General features: G+C 57.8%; 16 protein-coding genes and 1 pseudogene. 13 read left to right on the forward strand and 4 right to left on the reverse strand.

The genetic code is table 11. The features are described 5' to 3' along the window. Window positions 1-143 precede the first annotated feature (143 nt). From D6C00_RS16100 to D6C00_RS15775, 3 genes and pseudogenes are all read left to right on the forward strand, one after another. Window positions 144-683: pseudogene (locus D6C00_RS16100) on the forward strand (IS3 family transposase); the annotation flags it as partial. Window positions 684-1,582: 899 nt separating this feature from the next. Continuing rightward, a complete protein-coding gene (locus tag D6C00_RS15770; protein ID WP_206609545.1) occupies window positions 1,583-2,095 on the forward strand; it encodes a reverse transcriptase domain-containing protein in 513 nt (170 codons plus the stop codon). Then, window positions 2,092-2,637, forward strand: coding sequence for a group II intron maturase-specific domain-containing protein (locus D6C00_RS15775; RefSeq protein ID WP_206609546.1), 546 nt, complete (start codon window positions 2,092-2,094; stop codon window positions 2,635-2,637). Before D6C00_RS15770 ends, D6C00_RS15775 begins: the two co-directional genes overlap by 4 nt. Before the next feature lie 340 nt (window positions 2,638-2,977). Here the strand turns inward: D6C00_RS15775 and D6C00_RS10020 are convergent, their stop codons facing one another. Continuing rightward, window positions 2,978-3,238: a DUF6471 domain-containing protein gene (locus tag D6C00_RS10020; protein ID WP_125181594.1), complete on the reverse strand. Its 261-nt coding sequence runs from the start codon at window positions 3,236-3,238 to the stop codon at window positions 2,978-2,980. 182 nt (window positions 3,239-3,420) lie between these two features. On the opposite strand from D6C00_RS10020, the gene D6C00_RS10025 reads away from it, so the two are divergent. The 4 genes from D6C00_RS10025 (at window position 3,421) to D6C00_RS10040 (ending at window position 9,452) form a co-directional block, all read left to right on the forward strand. Then, a complete protein-coding gene (locus D6C00_RS10025) occupies window positions 3,421-4,113 on the forward strand; it encodes a hypothetical protein (RefSeq protein WP_125181595.1) in 693 nt (230 codons plus the stop codon). A 10-nt stretch (window positions 4,114-4,123) separates the two neighbouring features. Beyond that, window positions 4,124-6,226 (forward strand): Mu transposase C-terminal domain-containing protein, encoded by a 2,103-nt coding sequence (locus tag D6C00_RS10030; RefSeq protein ID WP_125181596.1) that lies wholly within the window; start codon window positions 4,124-4,126, stop codon window positions 6,224-6,226. Window positions 6,227-6,537: 311 nt separating this feature from the next. Further along, the gene (locus D6C00_RS10035) at window positions 6,538-7,533 is read left to right on the forward strand and encodes a TniB family NTP-binding protein (protein WP_125181597.1); all 996 of its coding nucleotides are present in this window, start codon (window positions 6,538-6,540) and stop codon (window positions 7,531-7,533) included. 41 nt (window positions 7,534-7,574) lie between these two features. Further along, window positions 7,575-9,452, forward strand: a complete 1,878-nt coding sequence (locus tag D6C00_RS10040) for a TniQ family protein (RefSeq protein ID WP_158675386.1) — start codon at window positions 7,575-7,577, stop codon at window positions 9,450-9,452. Window positions 9,453-10,057: 605 nt separating this feature from the next. Here the strand turns inward: D6C00_RS10040 and D6C00_RS10045 are convergent. Beyond that, entirely contained in the window at window positions 10,058-10,405 is a 348-nt protein-coding gene (locus tag D6C00_RS10045) for an MbcA/ParS/Xre antitoxin family protein (protein ID WP_125181599.1), read from the reverse strand. Window positions 10,406-10,922: 517 nt separating this feature from the next. On the opposite strand from D6C00_RS10045, the gene D6C00_RS10050 reads away from it, so the two are divergent. Both D6C00_RS10050 and D6C00_RS10055 read left to right on the forward strand, forming a co-directional pair. Next, window positions 10,923-11,147 carry a hypothetical protein gene (locus D6C00_RS10050; RefSeq protein ID WP_125181600.1) on the forward strand — a complete coding sequence of 75 codons (225 nt, stop codon included), beginning with the start codon at window positions 10,923-10,925 and terminating at the stop codon, window positions 11,145-11,147. A gap of 91 nt (window positions 11,148-11,238) precedes the next feature. Beyond that, the gene (locus D6C00_RS10055) at window positions 11,239-11,856 is read left to right on the forward strand and encodes an alpha/beta hydrolase (protein WP_125181601.1); all 618 of its coding nucleotides are present in this window, start codon (window positions 11,239-11,241) and stop codon (window positions 11,854-11,856) included. A gap of 5 nt (window positions 11,857-11,861) precedes the next feature. On the opposite strand, the gene D6C00_RS10060 is transcribed toward D6C00_RS10055, so the two are convergent. Beyond that, the gene (locus D6C00_RS10060; RefSeq protein ID WP_125181602.1) at window positions 11,862-12,041 is read right to left on the reverse strand and encodes a hypothetical protein; all 180 of its coding nucleotides are present in this window, start codon (window positions 12,039-12,041) and stop codon (window positions 11,862-11,864) included. Between the two features lie 302 nt (window positions 12,042-12,343). Here D6C00_RS10060 and D6C00_RS10065 point away from each other — a divergent pair, with 302 nt between their 5' ends. The 3 genes from D6C00_RS10065 to D6C00_RS10075 all read left to right on the forward strand — a co-directional run bounded on the left by D6C00_RS10065 (window position 12,344) and on the right by D6C00_RS10075 (window position 15,349). Beyond that, complete coding sequence (locus D6C00_RS10065) at window positions 12,344-14,041, forward strand: ExeA family protein (protein WP_125181603.1); 1,698 nt, start codon at window positions 12,344-12,346, stop codon at window positions 14,039-14,041. A 7-nt stretch (window positions 14,042-14,048) separates the two neighbouring features. Continuing rightward, entirely contained in the window at window positions 14,049-14,786 is a 738-nt protein-coding gene (locus tag D6C00_RS10070; RefSeq protein WP_125181604.1) for a general secretion pathway protein GspB, read from the forward strand. 89 nt (window positions 14,787-14,875) lie between these two features. Then, window positions 14,876-15,349 (forward strand): tellurite resistance TerB family protein, encoded by a 474-nt coding sequence (locus D6C00_RS10075; RefSeq protein ID WP_125181605.1) that lies wholly within the window; start codon window positions 14,876-14,878, stop codon window positions 15,347-15,349. Between the two features lie 110 nt (window positions 15,350-15,459). Here D6C00_RS10075 and D6C00_RS10080 read toward each other — a convergent pair whose 3' ends face one another. Then, window positions 15,460-15,813 carry an HU family DNA-binding protein gene (locus D6C00_RS10080; RefSeq protein ID WP_125181606.1) on the reverse strand — a complete coding sequence of 118 codons (354 nt, stop codon included), beginning with the start codon at window positions 15,811-15,813 and terminating at the stop codon, window positions 15,460-15,462. A gap of 408 nt (window positions 15,814-16,221) precedes the next feature. On the opposite strand from D6C00_RS10080, the gene D6C00_RS16470 reads away from it, so the two are divergent. Continuing rightward, window positions 16,222-20,274 carry a cyclic nucleotide-binding domain-containing protein gene (locus D6C00_RS16470; RefSeq protein ID WP_125181607.1) on the forward strand — a complete coding sequence of 1,351 codons (4,053 nt, stop codon included), beginning with the start codon at window positions 16,222-16,224 and terminating at the stop codon, window positions 20,272-20,274. The last annotated feature ends 200 nt before the right edge of the window (window positions 20,275-20,474 follow it).

The raw sequence follows: 20,474 nt of genomic DNA on the forward strand, positions 1-20,474 counted from the left end.
TTTATATTTGAATATGGTACGGACAATAAATCAGAGGTCTGTGCGGTATCTAACATTCGACCAACGCACACAATGAAAAAGGTGACAGCACTAGTGTCCGGTTACGCGCCGAATAAATTTAGTAGGGTGAGGCATGGGTGCCATCTCTGATGGCTTATATGAAGGAGCTGGAGGAGAAGAGCCTATGGCTGAAGAAGATGTACGCCGAGGAGCGGCACAAGACTGAGATCGTCCAAGAGGCGATGACAAAAAAGTCGTGCGGTCGTCCTCCCGCCGGGAGTTGGCCAAGCAGGTGGTAGTACAGAGGGGCTCAGTGTCCGGCTGGCCAGCCAGGCGTTTCGGATCAGCGAGACATGCTACCGCTACCAGCCAAAATCGTCCGATGAGAACGCCGAGATTGCCGACTGGCTGATCCGGCTGACTCATAATCAGCGTAACTGGGGATTTGCTCTGTGTTTTCTGTTTCTGCGCATCAAGCCGAAGAAGCGCCTGGTGCGGGAAATACCGGAGGTGCTGTCCGTGCCGCAGGCGATGGACTTCATGCACGACCGCCTGAAGGATGGCCGGGTCATCTGCCTGTTCAACGTCCTCGACAACTTCAACCGCGAGGGGGGCTCGGAATCGAAGTGGACTTCTCGCTTCCTGCCGAGCGGGTGATCCGGACCCTGTTGCACATCATCGAGTTGAACCGCCCCGGGTTTTGAGGAGGATTACAACATGTAAGATAAAGGAGCCATGAACAAGTATGGCAAATTTCACTTGAGGTCCAGTAGCAGGCGCTGTTTGAGGGTCCGTTTCTGGTGTGCGCCGTGCAAAGGCGGCGCTTTCCCCGTGGGTGAAAGTCCCACCCGGCGACCACTCCAGCCGGAAGCAACCGGAGCAACTGTGGAGGCAACGAAATGGTTGAAGCCTCCGGTGAAGCGTGCCACGACATACGGTGGCAGCGCGAGTGTGCAGGCCGTAACGTGAGTGAACGTCGAGCAAGCCTCGAAAAGGACGTTGCACAGGCCGACCCGGCGACCATATCGGGGAAGGCCGATACGAGTGGGTAATATCGAGCGAAGTAGTACCCCAGTCGCTGCGCCGGGGTAGTGGCGACAGCATGTACACAAGGGAAGCGCACGCAACACGGGAAGCCCCTTGGCGTGGTACGGGAAGACCAACCGGACGCCCGTGAGGGACAGGCCGGGCGCCTTGGGCTGGCGGAAGGGCTCGTAGTACCGAGGAAGTCGGGTAATGCCGATGGAGGGAAGGGGCCCTGGTTCAAGACGAATGCATGACGTAGTGAGGGACGTGGAGATTGGGCAACCTATCAACTCCGGTTAGTGTTCAGAAACTACAGAGGGCATTGCATGCGAAAGCGAAGGCTGAAGTCGGCTATCGCTTCTATGCCCTGTACGACAAGGTGCTCCGCTAAGACATCCTGGCGCATGCCTATGCGCTGTGCCGCTCCAATCGGGGCGCGCCGGGGATAGACGGTCAGGACTTTGCGGACGTCGAGGCGTACGGGGTAGAGCGGTGGCTGGCGGAACTGGCGGAAGAACTCCGGGAAGAGCGCTACCGTCCGGAGGCCATCAGACGAGTGTACATTCCCAAAGCCAACGGCAAACTCCGGCCATTGGGCATCTCGACGCTACGGGACCGGGTCTGCATGACAGCAGCAATGCTGGTGCTCGAACCGATCATCGAAGCGGATCTTCCACCGGAGATGTACGCCTACCGCCCGAAGCGCAATGCGCAGCAGGCGGTGGTCGAGGTGCAAGAGGCGATGTTCCGAGGGCATCCGGAGGTGGTGGACGCCGACCTGTCGGACTACTTCGGCAGCATTCCCCATGCAGAGCTGCTGCAATCGCTGGCGCGTCGTATCGTTGATCGACGTGTCCTGCATCTGCTCAAGCAATGGCTGGAGTGCCCGGTCGAAGAGACCGACAAGCGTGGGCAGAACCACAGAACGACGGAGGCCAAGGACACCCGGCGCGGGATCCCGCAAGGCGCTCCCCATCTCGCCACTGCTGGCCAATCTGTATATGAGCCGGTTCGTGCTGGCATGGAAGAGGCTCAAGTTGGATCAACGCCTCGGGAGTCGGCATCGTGATCTACGCCGATGACCTTGTGGTCTTGTGCAAACGCGGCAAGGCCGATGAGGCCCTGCGGTGGATGCGCGCGATCATGGAACGGCTGAAGCTCACGGTGAATGAGGAAAAGACGCGGGTCTGCACAGTCCCGGACGGGGTGTTTGACTTTCTGGGGTACACGTTTGGGCGGCAGTATTCACCGAGGACGGGTAAAGCCTACCTCGGGATGCGGCCCTCGAAGAAGAGCATCAAGCGCATGGTCCAACGGATACATGCAATGACGACGCTCTCTCTGGTGTGGCTCGATACCACAGAGATGGTGAAGCGGTTAAATCGTACGCTACGGGGATGGGCGAACTACTTCAGTGTAGGCACGCACAGCCAGGCATATCGTGCGCTCGACAGCTACACCGCTATGCGGTTACGCCGGTGGCTGCGCAACAAGTACAGGGTCAGGCGACGCAGGGGCGGGGCCTTTCCCCCCCCCTCGCACCTCTACGGGTTCTTCGGTCTCGTGCGCCTGACCCAACTTGGGCGCGGCGAGTCGTGGGTGAAGGCATGAGGTCTTGTCCGAGAGCCGGATGCGGGAAATCTGCATGTCCGGTTCGATGAGGAGGGTGTGGAAACGGAGTGATGGTTCGGCTATTGAGGCACCGCCAGACGAAAGGGGCGGCAACAGATAGGCCGGACCTTAGGCCACCGCGTCACATCCTTACTCTACCGAAAGGTGACTACAGATCTGTAAGGTGCACCCTTCTCCCGGCTAGTGCCAGATCGCCGACGTATGTCGCTCAGGGTGCTGAGCATGACAATATCCAGAATAGAATTGTTTTTCATTCAGCTACGGATTAACGTTTTGTCATCTGTCGCTTACAGCAACTGCAAAATATTAGGTTGCCAGGTTACTGCTGTTCTTTAAAGTGATAGATCAGCGCCTCAGGAACATCCAGCCTCCTTACCCCTAGGGCAACCAAGCACTGTAGCAAGAATGCGGCGGAGAAAGTCCCGCGATTAATTCTGTTCGCCAGAGCCCGATAATCGTACTTCACGCCAATTCTCTCCAGCTTCCGCGATAACTCTTTGTAACTACAGTCATTATCAAGCAGCTCAGCCTTGAGCATCTTGCTCGCTCCTTTCTGCCACTCTTCCAGATCTAATGCCATGGCGTATGAACCCATTCCTACTGCCGTGTGAATACTATTTACGTAAAGAGTATATGACATATTTGATGAAAAAACACGGATTATGTAGAGTATTCATTATTACTGATGAATTTGGGATTGCTCAGTGCATATACATCTGGAATCCAAAAGTTCCACGTCTCGAATCGACTGGAGGAGACCTCATGGACAGCTTTGTATCTGAAGATTTGGCGAGTGAACCGCTGTGTCGGATTGAATGGCCGGAACAGCCTGCCTTGCGTGCCAGGAAGGTGGTAAGAAGGTCGAACCCCAATGTCACCTACAAGTATCCCAGTATCAAGCTCAGACGACCTGTCCATTGTGAGTCGAAGCCAGAATATTTCTCAGCGATCCTCCATGACGTGGCCCCCCGCGTATTTACATTTGGCGAGCAGCCCGCGACCCTCAGATTCAGAATGAATGGGCAGAGTAGGATGCACGTTCCAGACCTCCTGGTAGAGACCGCGCAGGGGTTTGTATTTAAGGAAGTTAAAAGTATGGCTGACGCCAATGACCCATTTATTCGTGAGCGAACGGATTATCTCGCGTCAGTACTAGCTCTTCAGGGCTACGGGTGTGAATTACTAGTCGAGGATGAAATAAATCTTGAACCCCGTATTAGCAACGCCATGTACCTGCAAAAATACGGTCGCATTCCAGTCACCTTTATAGAGGAAGAGCGGTTTCGTCGCCTCATTCCAACGGATGACGGTATGCCTTGGGGCGAGATCATAAAGGCATATGGTGGTGTTCGGGGAATAACCAACGTATGCCGCCTATATATTGAAGGAAAAGTCCACATTGACATTCACAATGCTTGGGATTCCCAAACATTGATTACGATGAAGACGCGATAGGTTGGTCGATATGGCGCTTGCGTATCTAGAACCCCAAAGACTGATCCAGTTGGATGGTGAAACATACGAGTTGCATCGCCAAGTATCAGATCGCGAATGGCAACTAGAGAAAAAATCCAATGGGCAATACGTTACATACCCAATCGACGAGCTTCACCGGAAGTATGTGAGCTGTGAGCTCACATTTGTCGGTATAGAGGGTATTCGCCTTTCGTCGTCATCTACAGTAGATCGCCAGCTCGCCGCTCTGGATATTCTTGAATACGGTGGCGAGGAAGATAAAGAGGTGAAGCTCACGAAAAGTGATAAGAAGCGCCTCGCTAAAAACCGGCGTCGAGTAGCCGATGCGAAAGTGCGTTATGCGTACGTAAAAGCAGTAGAAGCAGCACGCCTTGATTGCCTTACGGAAGCTACATTGGCGCCCGTCATCAAAACGGTATGGGAAAGTCTGTGTAAACCAAACGTCCAGCCCAATTGGGTTACCGTGTATCGTTGGTACAAAAGATACCTGGACGGCGGTCGTGATATTCGCACGCTACTTTCAAAAGACTGCATGAAAGGAAATCGTAAGCGTCGCTACAGTAATGAATTTATCGACTTTATCCGTGTGGCAGTTAAAAATCGTTATCTTCAGCGTGAAAAAAATACAATCACCGATACCCTAAATCTTGCAATTGATTTGGTCAGAAAAGAAAACCGGTTGCGTCCGAGCGGTACGCAACTCCCGTTGCCGACGAAATCACTAGTGAAATCCGTGATTGAAGAGATACCCGCATTCGACCGATCGGTGGCTCGAAACGGTCGCGAAGCGGCACTCCGGGAATTCAGATCAGTATTACATGAAATCGTTACATCCCGCCCTTTGGAGCGCGTTGAACTGGATCATTCAAAGTTCGATTTAATGGTCCTGGATGACAATACATACATGCCACTGGGAAGACCAACGGTTGCAGTTGCATTGGATGTATTCACTCGAAGCATTCTTGGGCTGTATATTGGCTTTGAGCCGCCGAGCTACCATACGGTGGCGCAGTGCCTTAAACACGCCATCCTCCCAAAGACCGACCTCAGGTCGAAATATCCAGACATCATTAACGAATGGGAGCCGCATGGAGTTATGGACATGATTGTCCTTGACAATGCGCTTGAAAACCATTCGGCGAACCTTGAGGCTCTTGGGGGCAGCCTTGGGATTTCCTTCCTTTATGTTCCTAGAAAGAAATCATGGTTCAAGCCGTACGTCGAGCGTGTCATTGGGACTCTAAATCGAGACACAGCCCACGGTATACCAGGTACGACATTCTCCAACATACTGGAAAAAGGCGATTACGACGCGGCGAAGAATGCTGTTGTTACACTCTCAACGTTTAAGGAAATGGTCCATAAGTGGGTGGCCGATGTCTACCACCAAGAAGAACACGACAGTCTCTTGAAAAGGCCGGCGACAATGTGGAAAGAACACGCGGCTGACTACCCGGTACCTTTGCCTGCTGACCCTAATGACTTTGACGCATTAATCGGCGGTGTCCGATATCGAAGCGTGACACATAAGGGTGTAGAGATGTCTGGACTATTCTATAACTCTAAAGAGCTGGCAGAAATGCGGCTGAAGTGGGGGAGTACATTTCGGGCTACCGTAAGGTACAACCCGTGCGATTTGGGGCATATCTACGTAATAGATCCAGAAACAAACCAGCCTCTACGCGTGGATGCGCTGCGAAAAGATTACTCAACTGGGCTTTCCGAGTGGCAACACAAACTCTGCAAGAAATATGCAAGGGAGTATCTCGATCGTGCTGATATCGAGGCGGTCGCGCAGGCTAAGGAGGAGATTCGCGAGTTGGCACAGAGGGATTTGATGGGTAAACGGGTCAAAACACGGTCAACTGCATACAGATTCGTTAAGACAGAATCTGGTTCAGATGACAGTCCAGTTTCGAATAATCACGAGTCGGAATCTGTCAATGATTTCGCTATACCAGAAACGGGGCAAGAAGAGCATGTGCCATCGGGTGCGACTCATAAATCGCAAACAGCTGGTAAGTCGGTGGAGATTAGCCATCAGAGCAGCGATACGCCGCGTAAACTCAACATAATCGTAGACGACAGTTGACGAATGCGTTATTGGCGAAGAACAAGGCTCATCTGTTGCATAAAGGCGTGCCAGTCAATATATAACTTATATCTACATTATAGAAGGGCGCGATGGTCAATATCGATCAAATAAACGTCACACAGGCACTGGGCGTTGATCATATTGATATCACCCCAGAAGTGTTGAGCGGGTATACGAGTTATTAATGTTTTTGCCATGAACAAGATGACATCCAGTGTTCCAATTCATCGATCATGCGTGAAAACAGTTCGCCACGCAGCACTTGTTGCTGTTAACAAACTACAACTAGTATAAAAAAGGGGAAACCTATGACTACCGAACAAAATGCCAATATAATCAATAAAATAATGGTTTGTCATTCACATGTGGACCGTGCCATGCATCTGATGGAGCGCTGCTATAGGGGGGCGCTAGAAGGGGGTGATGCACGTGGCTTAGCGGTTATCGGTGAATCTGGTTCAGGTAAATCAAAAATACTCAAATATTCAAAGAAAATCCACTCACCCCATCGCGACGCAGATGGTCGAAAAGTACCTGTACTGCTCGCTAGTGTTCCATCGAAACCTACAGTTATGAATCTTGTCGAGGAGCTTCTATATGAGATAGGAGACAATCTGTATCATAAAGGTACGGAGGCACAAAAAACGAAACGCTTAAGGAAATTTCTTAGAAGTGCAGAAACAAGGATTCTTGCCCTAGATGAGTTCCAACATTTCGTTGACCAGTCAAGTCACAAGATCCAACACGAAGTCGCGGACTGGCTGAAAATACTAGTGGAGAAAACCGGTGTGAGTTTGGTTGTAGCGGGTCTGCCGCGACTCAGCTATGTAATCAAGTCAAATGAGCAGCTTGAACGACGTTTTCAGGCTCCTGCCATTATGCCCCGTTTCAATTGGGCGGTTCATGATGATCAGGTAGAGTTTCGTAGCATCCTCGACGCGATGCAAGAGGGACTTTCATCGTATTCTTTTCCTTGCCTCTCTGAGTACGAGATGGCGTTTCGTGTTTACTGTGCGACAGGGGGTCTTATCGGCAGAGTAGCTAATCTGTTCAAAGAGGTTATCGCAAATTCGTATGATACTGGGCGTACGGAAATCTCATTAGAAGACCTTGCGGTAGCAGCATTGCAGGCAAGCTATGACCTTCCTTCGGAAATAAAGGAGCCGTTTAGTCGGTCCTTCAAGGTGTTGCCATCAGAAGAGCTGATTACTGAGGTGATGAAGATTGGCGCTGAGCAGGATCTCCCACCTGAAAAGCCTAAGCGTAGGCGTAAACCAAAAACAATGTCGCATGTAACAAGTTAATGGTATCTATGAATCCTGCGCATGATGATGTAGTCCCCTTGATGATCACGCCTGCTCCCTATGAAGGCGAAAGCTTTTTGGGTTTTGTTCTCAGGACGTCTGATTTGAATAGGTACGATACCCCTGGGCATATCCTTAGGTACGCAGGAATGAATGAAAACGAGGCTCGTTCCGTTAGGCTGCCGGTCGATAAGTTGGCCAAGCTGTATGGTTGTAATTCGCATGAGCTTGAACAATTTGCATATACAAATACAGAAGGCAGTCGATACGGTAAAAAGTTTACGATATTGGGGCATTCACTTTATGCACAGGATTTGAGTATAAAAAAATCTAAGATTTGTGCGAAATGCATACTTGAGTCTGGATATATTGATGCATATTGGGATCTTCGGTATGCAGTGGTGTGTCCGCATCACGGTGAAATACCTCTGACAAGCTGCCCATCATGTGGATGTAGGCTGTCGTTCAGTCGACCTAGAATGCTTCAGTGCAGGTGTGGATATAATCTATCGAAATCATCAGCTGGAATCCTGGGGGCAGATGAAACTGTTGCCTTATCAGAACTGCTTTACCGGAAGCTTCATGGGCAACCTCTTGCTAGCGAAAGATTGCAACAAGCTAAATTCCCATTGGCAGAGCTAGAAAAGGTCGAATTTCGAACAGTTCTAGGCTTAATTAATCGATTCGGCCGGGTGGCACAAAAAGCTGAAGGCAAGGCAAATATCAGCGATACAACCGCAGTAATACTTACCGCTAACGCACTCGCGGACTGGCCGCAGGGGCTGTATTCATTTCTCGATCAAGCTGGAGATAGTGCGAAGTTTACTGCGGAAGAGAAACACGCTTCATTTACTAGTCAATTTAAGGTCTTTAATCATGCATTCTTCAAGTCGGGGCTTCCTTCGGACGAAATTGAGTTCATCCGGAATGCTTTTATTGAGTATGGTGGCAATCATTGGAAACGGGGAATTCTGGACAAGCGAGTCTTAATAAATCCGGATGATACACATCGGAATATAGTCGGTATCGATGAGTTGGCAGGAAAGATTGGGGTACGCCCAGTTACTGTTAAGCAAATGGTTAAAGCTGGGCTTATAAAGCCGGTTGTAACTCATTCTGGAAACAGGGAACGAATGCTGTTCGATCTCACCAATGGCTATCCTACAAGGAAATCAGAGGGTAAAAGCATTTCAGATCGTGAAGCAGGAAAATACGTTGGTATACCTGTATCGGTACTTGCCAATCTTCGCAAGACTGGCACTTTCAGGGTGAGATACCTGGGAACGAAAGTATCCTCGTATCATGAGTATGATCTTGATGCGTTCAAAACGTCATTAATTGAAATCTCGGGCGATTGTGTGTTTTCGGACTTTGATCAAAGCGAATACATGACCCTTACGGATGCCATGCGGGCCAAGGCCGGAGGCCCTGAATCAAAGGCAAGAGTAATTAGTGCAATCCTCTCAAATGAACTCACTACGCATGGCAGAGTTGGTAACGAAGTCGGTGATATTATTCTCGAACGAAAAGCCGTTAAATCGGTTATCCAGGAAATGAAATCTCATATTATGCAGGGCCGCCTCGCCTCCGAGGTGGCAGAGTATCTAGGGTGTGATATAGAGGTGATATCCTGGTTAGTTGAGAATGAATATCTTGATCAGACTAAGTCTGGAGTCCATTTGCGTGTAACTGAAAAAACACTAGCGGGATTTTCAGGTCGTTACGTATTTCTAATCAACATCGCTAAGGCACTGAGTACTACAACCCGTGGCATCATGCATAGATGCGATAATATGGGGATATCTCTTTTATATGCACAGAGAGCAAGTGGTAAGTCATCACAGCCATTTATGGCAATAGAAGATGCGGCGAAATTCGATATATCTATTTCTACTGCTGATTTTCGTGTTAATCAATAGTGAAGTCTGCTTGTTACTCCTTTCTGTGGAATGACTTTGAATATGTCCCAGTAAGCTTAGTTGATTATGGATCAGACCTCATCTTATAGATGCACTACCTGACCAGTGGAGGCGCAATAGGATTCGCTCAGCCAGATATGGCTTTAAAGTGATGAGTAGTGTTAATATCCGCCAAATATGGCCGATTTAGAAGCCAACTTTCGTGCCCTGCCTTTGGCCGATCTCATGCCGCTGATTGGCCAGAATTTGCGCTCTGCCGTAAAAAAGCACCATACAATAGCTAATTTCTCCGATATATGTGGAGTGCCAACACGGACTCTGACACGGCTGTTTAGAGGAGAGGATGTCGGCTGGGAAGTTGTGATTCGGGTTCTGCGGGCATTGGATAAATGGGACTTTCTATATCCATTGCTGACTCCGCCGCAGCCAACCCCGCTTGAGCGACTTGGGCAGTCAACGAGGAGCGTCACTAATAAAAAGCGAAATCGAAATGAAGTCCATGAACCTCTCCCGTACCTCAATCACGTTACCGGATTCGATGGTGAAGGCTGACAAGACGCATACCTGTTCACCTGGTGGGGAAGCTTACGAATATCCTGTCGCTATTAAGTGGCATCCCCGTACTCGATTTTTCCTAATAAATTATGCACCTTTTGTCTATCTTCACTGGTGCTAAGTAGATTAGACGGGATACGCATACCAAGTCCGCGCTGAGGGGATGTCATCCATTCGATTGCGGCCTGTTTAGAATGAAATACTTTTTCGGCGTGCTCATAAACGGACAGCGCCTGAATCGATAATTTGCCACCCTTGGAGCCAGGCCTGGAAGCTTTTGCAAGGGTGATTCTGCCGTTGATAACGATACAGTCCACCTCATCAGCCGATTGTAAATCTGCCTGCCTGCACTGATCCGCAGAAAGCGTAATTCGTCTTTTCGGGTCAATTTTGGGCATTTTGTGTCTTTAGGGCTGGGTGGGTCCTTCGAGCGATCGCACCCTTTGACCTTCCCCTAGTTGAAGTTGAAGAGGCTCGCACGGCAGCCAACCGAATGTGTTGTATCAATTGATAAAATTATGGCCATTCCGGATTTGGATGACCAGGCTCAAAGAACCCCATTATTGGCTCTCTTAGGCCTTTTCAAAATCTGCCTTTTATCCATACTCTCCTTAAATCACTCTAGGGGCCGATCAGTGAAAGTTTTTTGTTGCAGAGGGTGGATTCTATATAGTGTGCCTGCTATTCTTTTTTTGCAGATGAAACACAATATGTTGTGTCTTTGTGTGCACTACAGTAACCTCTGATGCGATTTTTGCACCATATGCGCTAAAAGTTGGTGAATTTTGCAAATTATGAGGGCTATGGTTTGCAGGTTATGCACGCTAATGGGTGTCTAACGTATTGATTATAAAGGGTCGGGCTTTGCGGCTTTTGCTCTAGCCCACACCCGGTTCGATCTGCAGGTGAACTGCCATGTTGCTTCAACACAAACCCATACCGGGTTACTGGTATACCAATATCGTCGGCCAGCTGGTCCAGGTCCGGGCCATCGTCTATTCCGGATCCCGGTTGAGTTCGATCGCCCTGGAGTACGCCAACGGCAAGCGTGACTTCGTCGATCTGGACGGCTGGCATTACCTGGACCTGTCCATCCATTCACCGCGGCTGGAGCGGCGGGAGCGGGTCAGGGATCTCTAGGCGACGGTCCGCCTCGACCCCCCCGGGCCTGACGCCCGGGGCTTGTTCTGTTTTCACTCACGCAACCTCCTACCCCACGGTTCGTCCGCCGATGCCCGTCACTGAAACCCGGGAAACCCTCCCTGGCCCGGCCGGGGAACTGCAGGCGCTCACCGCCCGGCCCGAAACGGTCGCCGGCGTCGCGGTGATCTGCCATCCGCATCCGCTCTACGGCGGGACCCTCCACAACAAGGTGGTGCATTATCTCGCCCGGACCCTGAACGAGCTCGATATCGCCACGGTGCGGTTCAACTTCCGAGGGGTGGAGAAGAGTGCCGGCGAATACGACCACGGCCGGGGCGAGCAGGACGACTGCCGCGCGGTGATCGACTGGGCGCGGGCCTGGCAGCCGGACCGGCCGCTGTGGCTGGCGGGTTTCTCCTTCGGTGCCTATGTGGCCCTGGCGGTGGCGCGCAAGGCCGACCCGGCGCAGCTGATCACGGTTGCACCGCCGGTGTCGGTGTTCTCATTCGAGGGCATGGCGTTGCCGGAATGCCCCTGGCTGCTGATCCAGGGTCTGGAGGACGAGGTGGTGCCGGCGCAGGAGGTACTGGACTGGGCCCGCAGTTGCCGGCCGCAGCCGGAGATCGTGGCCCTGGAGGGGGTCTCGCACTTCTTTCACGGCCGCCTCAACCTGCTGCGCCAGACCCTGCTCGACCGGCTTGGCTAGCCGGTTCAGAACCCGACCGGTCGCTGCCGGGCAAAGCGGAACACCGCCGAGGCCGTGGGAAAGGTCTGCGGCAGCATGTGGTTGTTGATGGTGCCGACCCAGTACTCGGGCAGTATACCGCCCTTGAACACCGGCTTGGCCGTCACCTCAATGCCATGGATATTCTTGTTGACTGGCATGTTCATGTGTCGATCCTCCTGACGCAATCAGGCGGGAGAATCCGCTCTGGCTGGAGTCAGTTGAAATCACAGCAACTGTTGTGCCTGATCTTATATCATAATGAAATCAAATCAGATTTTTTATTCTGGCCGGGTTCGTCCTCAAAGTGCGATAATAAAATGTAAAAAAGGCTGACGGCCATTCCCCACCTCTTGATACGCTCGCGGCAGAACCGGAGCATGGCATGGGCGCGCGCCTTTGTTATGCTTTGGCCGCCATTGCCGGCACGGCACAGGCGCGCGTCCCGCGCCTCACAGGTCGAGACCCGATGTATCTGAAATTCTACGGACTGGACAGCAAGCCTTTCTCCATCGCCCCGGATCCGCGCTTTCTCTACCTGAGCGAGCGTCACCGGGAGGCGCTGGCGCACCTGCTGTTCGGCCTGGGCGAGGGTGGCGGTTTCGTTCAGCTCACCGGCGAGGTGGGCACGGGCAAGACCACCCTGAGCCGGGCGGTGCTGGAACAGGTGCCGCCGCATGTCGACGTGGCCATGATCCTCAATCCCCGGATCAACGAGCACGAGCTGATTGCCACCCTGTGCGATGAACTCGGCGTGGCCTACCCCGCCAATACCACCAGCATCAAGGCCCTGACCGATGCGCTCACCCGGCACCTGCTGCGCAGCCACGCCGACGGGCGCAGGACGGTACTGCTGATCGACGAGGCGCAGAATCTCAGCCGCGAGGTACTGGAACAGGTGCGGCTGCTGACCAACCTGGAGACCGCCGACGAGAAACTGCTGCAGATCATTCTCATCGGTCAGCCCGAGCTCAAGGGACTGCTGGCCCGTGAGGACCTGCGCCAGCTGGCCCAGCGCATCACCGCCCGCTATCACCTGGAGCCTCTGACGCGGGACGAGACCCGCGCCTACATCCAGCACCGGCTGCGCGTGTGCGGCGGGCCCATCGACCTGTTCACCCCGGCGGCGATGGATGAGGTGCAGCGCCTCTCCGGCGGGGTGCCGCGACTGATCAATATCCTCTGCGACCGTGCCCTGCTGGGCGGCTATGTCGAGGATCGCCGCCACATCGACCGCCGCATTGTCCGCCGCGCCGCAGGCGAGGTATTGCCGCAGGGACGCGATCGCATCCCGGCGCGCCGGCCGGTGCGGGCCGCGGCCGCCCTGGGCCTGGTGATGATCGCGGCGGGTGCCCTGGCCTGGCTGGCCTGGCAGCCGCTGCAGCGCCAGGCCCTGCCGGCGCTGGCCTGGCTGGGGCCGGAGTCGGGAGCGCAGACCGCGGATGTCGCCCCGGCCGGGGGCGACCCGTCAGCGGCGGCCGGATCGACCGTGGAAACGGTTTCCGCCGTCGCGTCCAGGGCGGTGGCGGATGCGACGCCCGCGGCTGCACTGGAGCAGCACCTGAAGGCCGGGGATGCGGCCGCCGCGGCGGCCTGGGACCGGCTGTTCCAGCGCTGGGGCATGGAGGCGCAGATGCCGGGACAGCCGGCCTGTGAGCAGGCGCAGGCCCTGGGCCTGCAATGCCTGCAGCGGACCGGCAACTGGAACCAGCTGCGCCGGCTCGACCGGCCCGCCGTGCTGCAACTGCTGGCCGGGGACGGGCGCCGGGTGCCGGTGCTGCTGGACGGCCTGGAGGCCGACCGGGCCCGGTTGCAGCTGGACGGACAGAGCCTGGAGCTGCCGCTGGCAACACTTGACCGTTACTGGATGGGTGAATATGTGCTGCTGTGGCGTTCCCCCATCGCGGGCGAACTGCTGCGCCAGGGCGATGTCAGTGAGGACGTGGCCTGGCTGCGCCGGGTGCTGGTCGACCAGGGCATCCTGGGGCCGGTGACGGGCGAGGCCCGGTATCGCTTCGATGCCGGGCTGCAGCAGGCCGTGGAGCAGTTCCAGGCCCGGCAGGGCCTGCAGCAGGATGGCGTGGTCGGCGTCCTGACCCTGATCCAGCTCAACAATGCCGACCGTGACAACCGTGCGCCGCGCCTGCGGGCCGCCGGGCAGGGGTGATCACCGCATGTCCTATATTCTCGAGGCATTGAAGAAATCCGAACAGGAACGCCAGCTGGGCGCGGTGCCAAGGCCGGAGCTGGCGCTGCCCGCACAGGGGCGCCCGTCCCGGAGCTGGTGGCCCTGGCTACTGGCCGCAGTGCTGTTGCTGAATGCCGGTATCCTGGTGTGGCTGATGCTGCGTCCGGCGCCGTCCCCGCTGCTGACGCAGGACGGGGCCGGCGCGTCGGCGGCAAGCCTGTCCGCGGGTACGTCCGCGGCCGATTCCGGCGCGCCTGCGACGACCGCGGCAACCGGCACCGGGACGGAACCGCCGGCCGTTGCCGCGACCGGGACGGAGAGCGCGGACACACAGGCCGCACCGGTCACGCAGCCAGCCCCGCAGCCGCCATCAGCACCGCAATCGGAGTCGTCATCCCGGCCGCAACCGGTCCGCGGCAGTGTGCAGTGGATGCGTTCGCCCGAGACCGGCGCGGACACGACCGCCTCCGAGCCCGCGGCGCCGGCCGCGGCCGATGTGCCGCACTGGGAGGAACTGCGCGCGGCCGAGAAAAGCGGCCTGACCCGGCCGCGGCTGGACGTGCATGTCTATGCCGAGGCCCCGGCGCAGCGCTTCGTGCTGATCGATCTCAGGCGCTACCGCGAGGGCGAGCGGCTGGACAGCGGCGGGCGGCTGGAGGCCATCACCCCCGAAGGGGTGATCATCGAGGCGCGCGGTACCCGTTACCGGATCGGACGTCCCTGAAGCGCGAACAGCCGGCTGAGCCCTGACCGCCTTGCCCTGCTGTTGCGTACATTCCGTATATTCCGTGGCACTCTTTCAAGGAAATCAGCATGCTCGATCGAATCCAGTCCTTTTTCAACGACATCATCCAGGCCGAGGTCGATGACAGCACCCCGGATACCCATGCCCACGGTATCCGTCTGGCCACGGCGGCGCTGCTGATCGAGATGGCCCGGGCCGATTTCGACGCGTCCGATCAGGAACGGCTGCTGGCCGGGGACATGCTCGCCAGCCGTTTCGACCTGAGCCAGTCGGAGCTGGACGAGCTGATGAGCCTGGCGGAACTGGAGGTGCGCGAGGCCGCCTCGCTGTACGAGTTCACGCGCCTGATCGATGGCAAGCTGTCATTCGAGGAAAAACAGGAAGTCATCGGCATGCTGTGGGAAATGGCCTACGCCGACGGGGTGCTGGACAAGTACGAGGAGCACCTGGTGCGCAAACTCACCGATCTGCTGCACATACCGCACAAACAGATGATACGCATAAAGCACGCGGTACGGGAACGCCTGGGGATCGGGGATTGAGGGCCGGCGGCCCGGATTGAGCCGAGCGAAGCCCGGGTTTCGCCAGCGCGCAACCCGGGCAACGGCTCGCGGGGCTCCGGGCCGCGCGGCCCGGAATCCCGCCTTCATGGTCAGACCATGTCTTTCAGGTTCTTCAGCGGGGTGACCTTCACCACATTGCGGGCCGGTTTGGCCTTGAACACCATCTCTTCACCGGTGAAGGGGTTGATGCCCTTGCGCGCCTTGGTGGCGGGCTTGCGCACGACCTTGATCTTCATCAGGCCGGGAACATTGTAGAAACCGGGGCCGGTGCGCTTCAGGTCGCGCTTGATCAGCATCGAGAGGGCGTCGAACACGGCACCAACATCTTTCTTGGTCAGGCCGGTTTTGTCAGCAATATAGGAAAGGGTTTCGGACTTGGTGGTGGCTTTGGTGGCTGCCTTGGCGGCGGCTTTCTTCTTCGCGGTCTTCTTCTTTGCGGCCATTAATATAAGCTCCTCTGTTCATCATCGTCGATGTTAATTGGGATGCATGGAAATGGTGACGTCGATAAGATAGCACAATTGAACTGCAGGGGAAGGGGTTTGAGGCTTTTATTGCAGTATTTTCCGCGTTATCCCGTGTTCCACAGCACGCGCCTGCGCAGCGCACGCGCAGGCGTGTCGGACGTATCCCAGCGCAGCGCATCATTCGGCATGTAAGAAATCACGGCAGCCAGAGCCCTGCAGATGTGATCCATCCCCGCGCCACCGGGATGCCAAACGGGCCACAATTTCTCCCCGACACCGGACTCAAGATCGACCCCCCAGGCGCCGATAGCCAGAGTGGAATGTCGCCTCCCCGCAGGAGGCGGGCGCGGATTGGTGTGTCACTGACAGGACGGTTCAGACTGCATGGGAGCAGCCAAAAAAATCATAGATAAAAAGACCTTACAGACCCTCGTACCCTTCAATGCCCTGTCGCCCATGCACTTCAACGAGGTGGCGCAGAAGACAGTCGTCGAAGAGGTCGGTGCCGGTCGTTATCTGTTCAAGGAGAAGGACCGCGACAACCGCGCCCTGTATGTCCTGGATGGAGAGGTCAACCTGCTCGCCGAGGGCAAGGTGGTGGGCTCGGTTGTCGGCGGCACCGACGCGGGCCTGCATCCGCTGGCCAATCAGCAGCCGCGCCAGGTCGCGGCGCGCACGGCCAGCAAGGTCACCATCGCCTACATCGATTCCAGCCTGCTGGACATCTTCCTGACCTGGGACCAGTCCTCCGGCTACGAGGTTGCCGAACTCGACGACGAGGACGGCGAGGACTGGATGACCCGGCTGCTGCAGTCACAGGCCTTTCTCAAGCTGCCGCCGTCCAATATCCAGCGCCTGCTGATGCGTATGGAGACGGTGCCGGTCAAGGCCGGCGAGGCCATCATCGAGCAGGGCCAGGAAGGCGACTACTTCTATATCATCAAGAACGGCCGCTGCGAGGTCACGCGCAAGCCCTCGGCCAAGGCCAAGGCAGTCAAGCTGGCCGAACTGGCCGACGGCGACGCCTTCGGCGAGGACGCGCTGGTCTCCAACGCCAAACGCAACGCCACCATCACCATGCTCACCGACGGCATGCTGATGCGCCTGTCCAAGCAGGATTTCACCGAGCTGCTCGAGGAGCCGCTGGTCAACAAGGTCGACTACGCCGAGGCCGCCCGCCTGGCCGAAGGGGGCGATGCCGAATGGCTGGATGTCCGTCTGCCCGGCGAATACGCCAACTCCCATGTCCCGGACGCGCGCAATATTCCGCTGTCGGCCCTGCGCCTGGAGCTTGGACAGCTCGACCCGCAGAAGAAATACATCGTCTGCTGCGATACCGGCAGCCGCAGCGCCAGCGCCGGTTTTCTGCTGAGCCAGCGTGGCTTCGACGTCTATGTGCTCAACGATGGCCTGGTCACTGTGCCGGCCGAGGTCATGACCGGAACCGCGGTCACGGCCGCGGCACAGGCAGCGGAACCGGAACCGGTACCGGAGCCGGAGCCGCAACCGGAGGCACCGGCCGATGCCGGGGTGGTCGATCTCAGGCCGACGGATGCGTCCGCAGCGCAACCGGCGGCGGAGACCGAAGCGGCGGATGGCCAGGCCCGCAACACCTATGAGCGCGAACTGGCGCGGTTCAAGCAGTTCCGTGAGGATGCGCTGAAGAAGATCCAGCAGGCCCGCGAACAGGCGCAGAGCGCGGGTGAGGCGCGGGAACAGGCCGAGGCCCAGGTCGCCGCCCTGCGCGAGGAGCTGGCGGCCGTACAGGCACGCCTGGACGGTCAGGATGCGGCGGCCGGTCAGGCCTCGGAGCAGAACGAACGCATCGACAGCCTCAAGGCCGAACTCGACGAGCTGAGCGAGCACAGCGGCGAGCTGCGCAAATCACTGGAGGCGGCGCAGGCGGAGAACCGTGAGCTGCAGAACCGGCTCAAGGAGGCGCAGCAGAACCTGGCCGCCGAACAGGCCGCCGCCGAGGAGCAGCTGAACGATTTTTCCCGGCGGCTGGAGGAATACGAGGGTACGGCGGGACAGGCCGAGCAGGATCGGCAGGCCATGAGCACGCTGCAGTCCGAGCTGGAAGCGCTGCGCAGCCAGGCGCAGGCGCGGGACAGCGAGCATCAGCAGCAGCTCGCCGCAGTCGAGTCCCGGGCCGATGCCGCCGAGCAGGAGCGCGATCAGCTCAAGCAGCAGCAGGCGGAGCAGGCCAGCGAGCAGCAGGAGCGGCTGAGCGCCCTGGAAACCCAGCTCGAGCAGGCCCGCACCCGTATCACCGAACTGGAACAGGATGGTGACAGCCAGCTGCAGCAACTGCGTGCACAGGAACAGGCGCTGCAGCAGCGCCTGACCGAGACCGAATCTCGGGCCGGGACCGCCGAGCAGGAACGCGATCAGCTCAGGCAGCAGCAGGAGACGCAGCAGGCGCAGCTGCAGGACGAGATCGAACGCCTGCAGCAGGCCCTGGAGGCGCAGCGCACGGAGACCGGCGACGAACTGGAACAGGCCCGGGCCCGGATCACGCAGCTGGAGGCCGAACTCGACAGCGCGCACGCGCAGACGGAGGAACAGGCGCAGGCCCGCAACGCCGCCCAGGCGCAACTCGAGGCCGAGCAGCAGGAAGCCGACCGTCAGCGTGAACAGCTGCAGCAGGAACTCGAGCAGGCCCGCACTGAGCTGAGCGCCCGGAGACAGGATCAGGAGGCGCAGCAGGCCGAGCTGCAGCAGGCCAACGCCGAGCTGCAGGCCCGGGTCGAGGAACTGCAGTCGCAGCTGCAGGCGCAGACAGATAATGCAACGCAGCTGCAGACGCAGCTTGAGACGGCCCGCTCCGAGCTGGCCGCGAGCCAGACGGCCCGCCAGGAACTGGAGCGCCAGGTGCAGTCCCTGGAGCAGGACGGCGACGCCCAGCTCACCGAGCTGCGCCGGCAGTACCGGGCCCTGCAGGAGCAACAGCAGACCACCGAGACCCGGGCCGCCGCCGCCGAGCAGGCGCGGGATGAACTGCAGCAACAGCTGGGCGCCCTGGAGAAAGAGCGCGATGCGGCCGCGGCCAGTGATGCCGGGCGCGCCCGTGCCCAGGCGGAGCTGGAGCAGCGGCTGGAGGCCCTTCAGGTTGAACTCGACACTGCCCGCGAGGCCCGTGACGGACTGCAGGCACAACTCGAGCAGCAACAGGAACAGACCCGGACCCTGGAAGCACGCCTGGCCGAACACGAGGCCGAAGCGCGCAACGCCGGCGAGACGCTCGAGACCGAACGCAATCGCGCTGCTGAGCTGGAAACACAGTTGCAGACACTGACCGGGGAACGCGACGAACTGCAGGCGCAGCTGGAATCACTGCGCCAGGCGCAGTCCACCGAGGCCGCGCAGCAGGATGAACAGCGGGAAGCGCTGCAATCCTCGCTCAAGGCCCTGGAGACGGAACGCGACGGCCTGCAGCAGGAACTGGGTGCCGAGCGCGACAGCCGCGGCGAGCTGGAAAACCGGCTTGCCGAGGTGCAGGAACAGCTCGAGGCGCGCGAGTCCGAGCGTGCACAGCTCGAATCCACGCAGCAGGAACAGACGCAACGGCTGCAGGCGCTCGAAACCGAGCGCGAACAGCAGCGCAGCAGCCTGGACGAGCGCGAGGCACGCGTCGCCGAACTGCAGTCGGAACTGGAAGCGGCCGAGTCCGCTCGCCAGGCTGCGCTGGACGCGGCCGAGTCCCGCCATGCCGCGCTGGAGCAGGAACTGAATGGAGTGCGGGAACAGCTCGAGGCCGCCAGCGCCGACCAGGCCCGCCGCGATGGCGAGGCCGAGACGGCACGGGCGGAACTGGCGTCCCGAGTGGAATCGCTGCAGGCGGAGCTGGAAGCGCGCAGCGGCGAGCTCGAACAGCTGCAACAGGACAGGGCCGGCCTGGAAGCCGAGCGCGACAAGCTCCGGGAAGCGCTGGAACGGACGCAGGCCGACGCCGACGATCAGCTTGCCGCCCTGCAGACCGAGCTGGAACAGCTGCGCGAGGTCACCACCCAGGACCTGCAGGCCATGCAGCAGACCACGGCCTCGCTGCAGGCGGAACTGGAGCAGGCGCGCAAGTCCGCCGCCGGGCGGACCGCGCCCGGCGAGGAGGTCGAACGCCTGCAGCTGCTGCTGGACGAGGCCCGCGAACAGGCCGGTCAGTACCAGGCCGAACTGGAGCGGCTGCGGGCCGCGCAGGCCGGTGCGGCGGCGGACCAGGGCGAACTCGCGCGGCTGCAGACCGAACTCGCGGCCCTGCGTTCACAGTACGATACCGACCGACAGGCGGCCGGGGAGGAGATCGAGCGCCTGCGCGATCAGCTCATCGTGCTGGAGGCCGCGCAGGAGGGCGACACGGACCCTGCCGAGGCCGAACCCCGTCGCGGCGGGCTGGTGGCCGGCCTGTTCGGTGGCCGCCGGCGCCGGGAGGAGTCGTAGCTCCGTAGGCCGGGATAAACGCAGCGTTCCCGGCGCGGTGGTCCAGCACTGCTGGAAACGGGCCGGATGGCCCTCATTCAGACCTACCACTGATTCCCGTCATCCCCGCGCAGGCGGAGATCCAGCGACCGCGCGGTATCCGGATCCCGGCATTCGCCGGGATGACGGTTATGGGTATTGCAGCCGCAATTTATGCAATT

The sequence above is a fragment of the Thiohalobacter thiocyanaticus genome (assembly GCF_003932505.1).
Lineage (GTDB): Bacteria > Pseudomonadota > Gammaproteobacteria > Thiohalobacterales > Thiohalobacteraceae > Thiohalobacter > Thiohalobacter thiocyanaticus.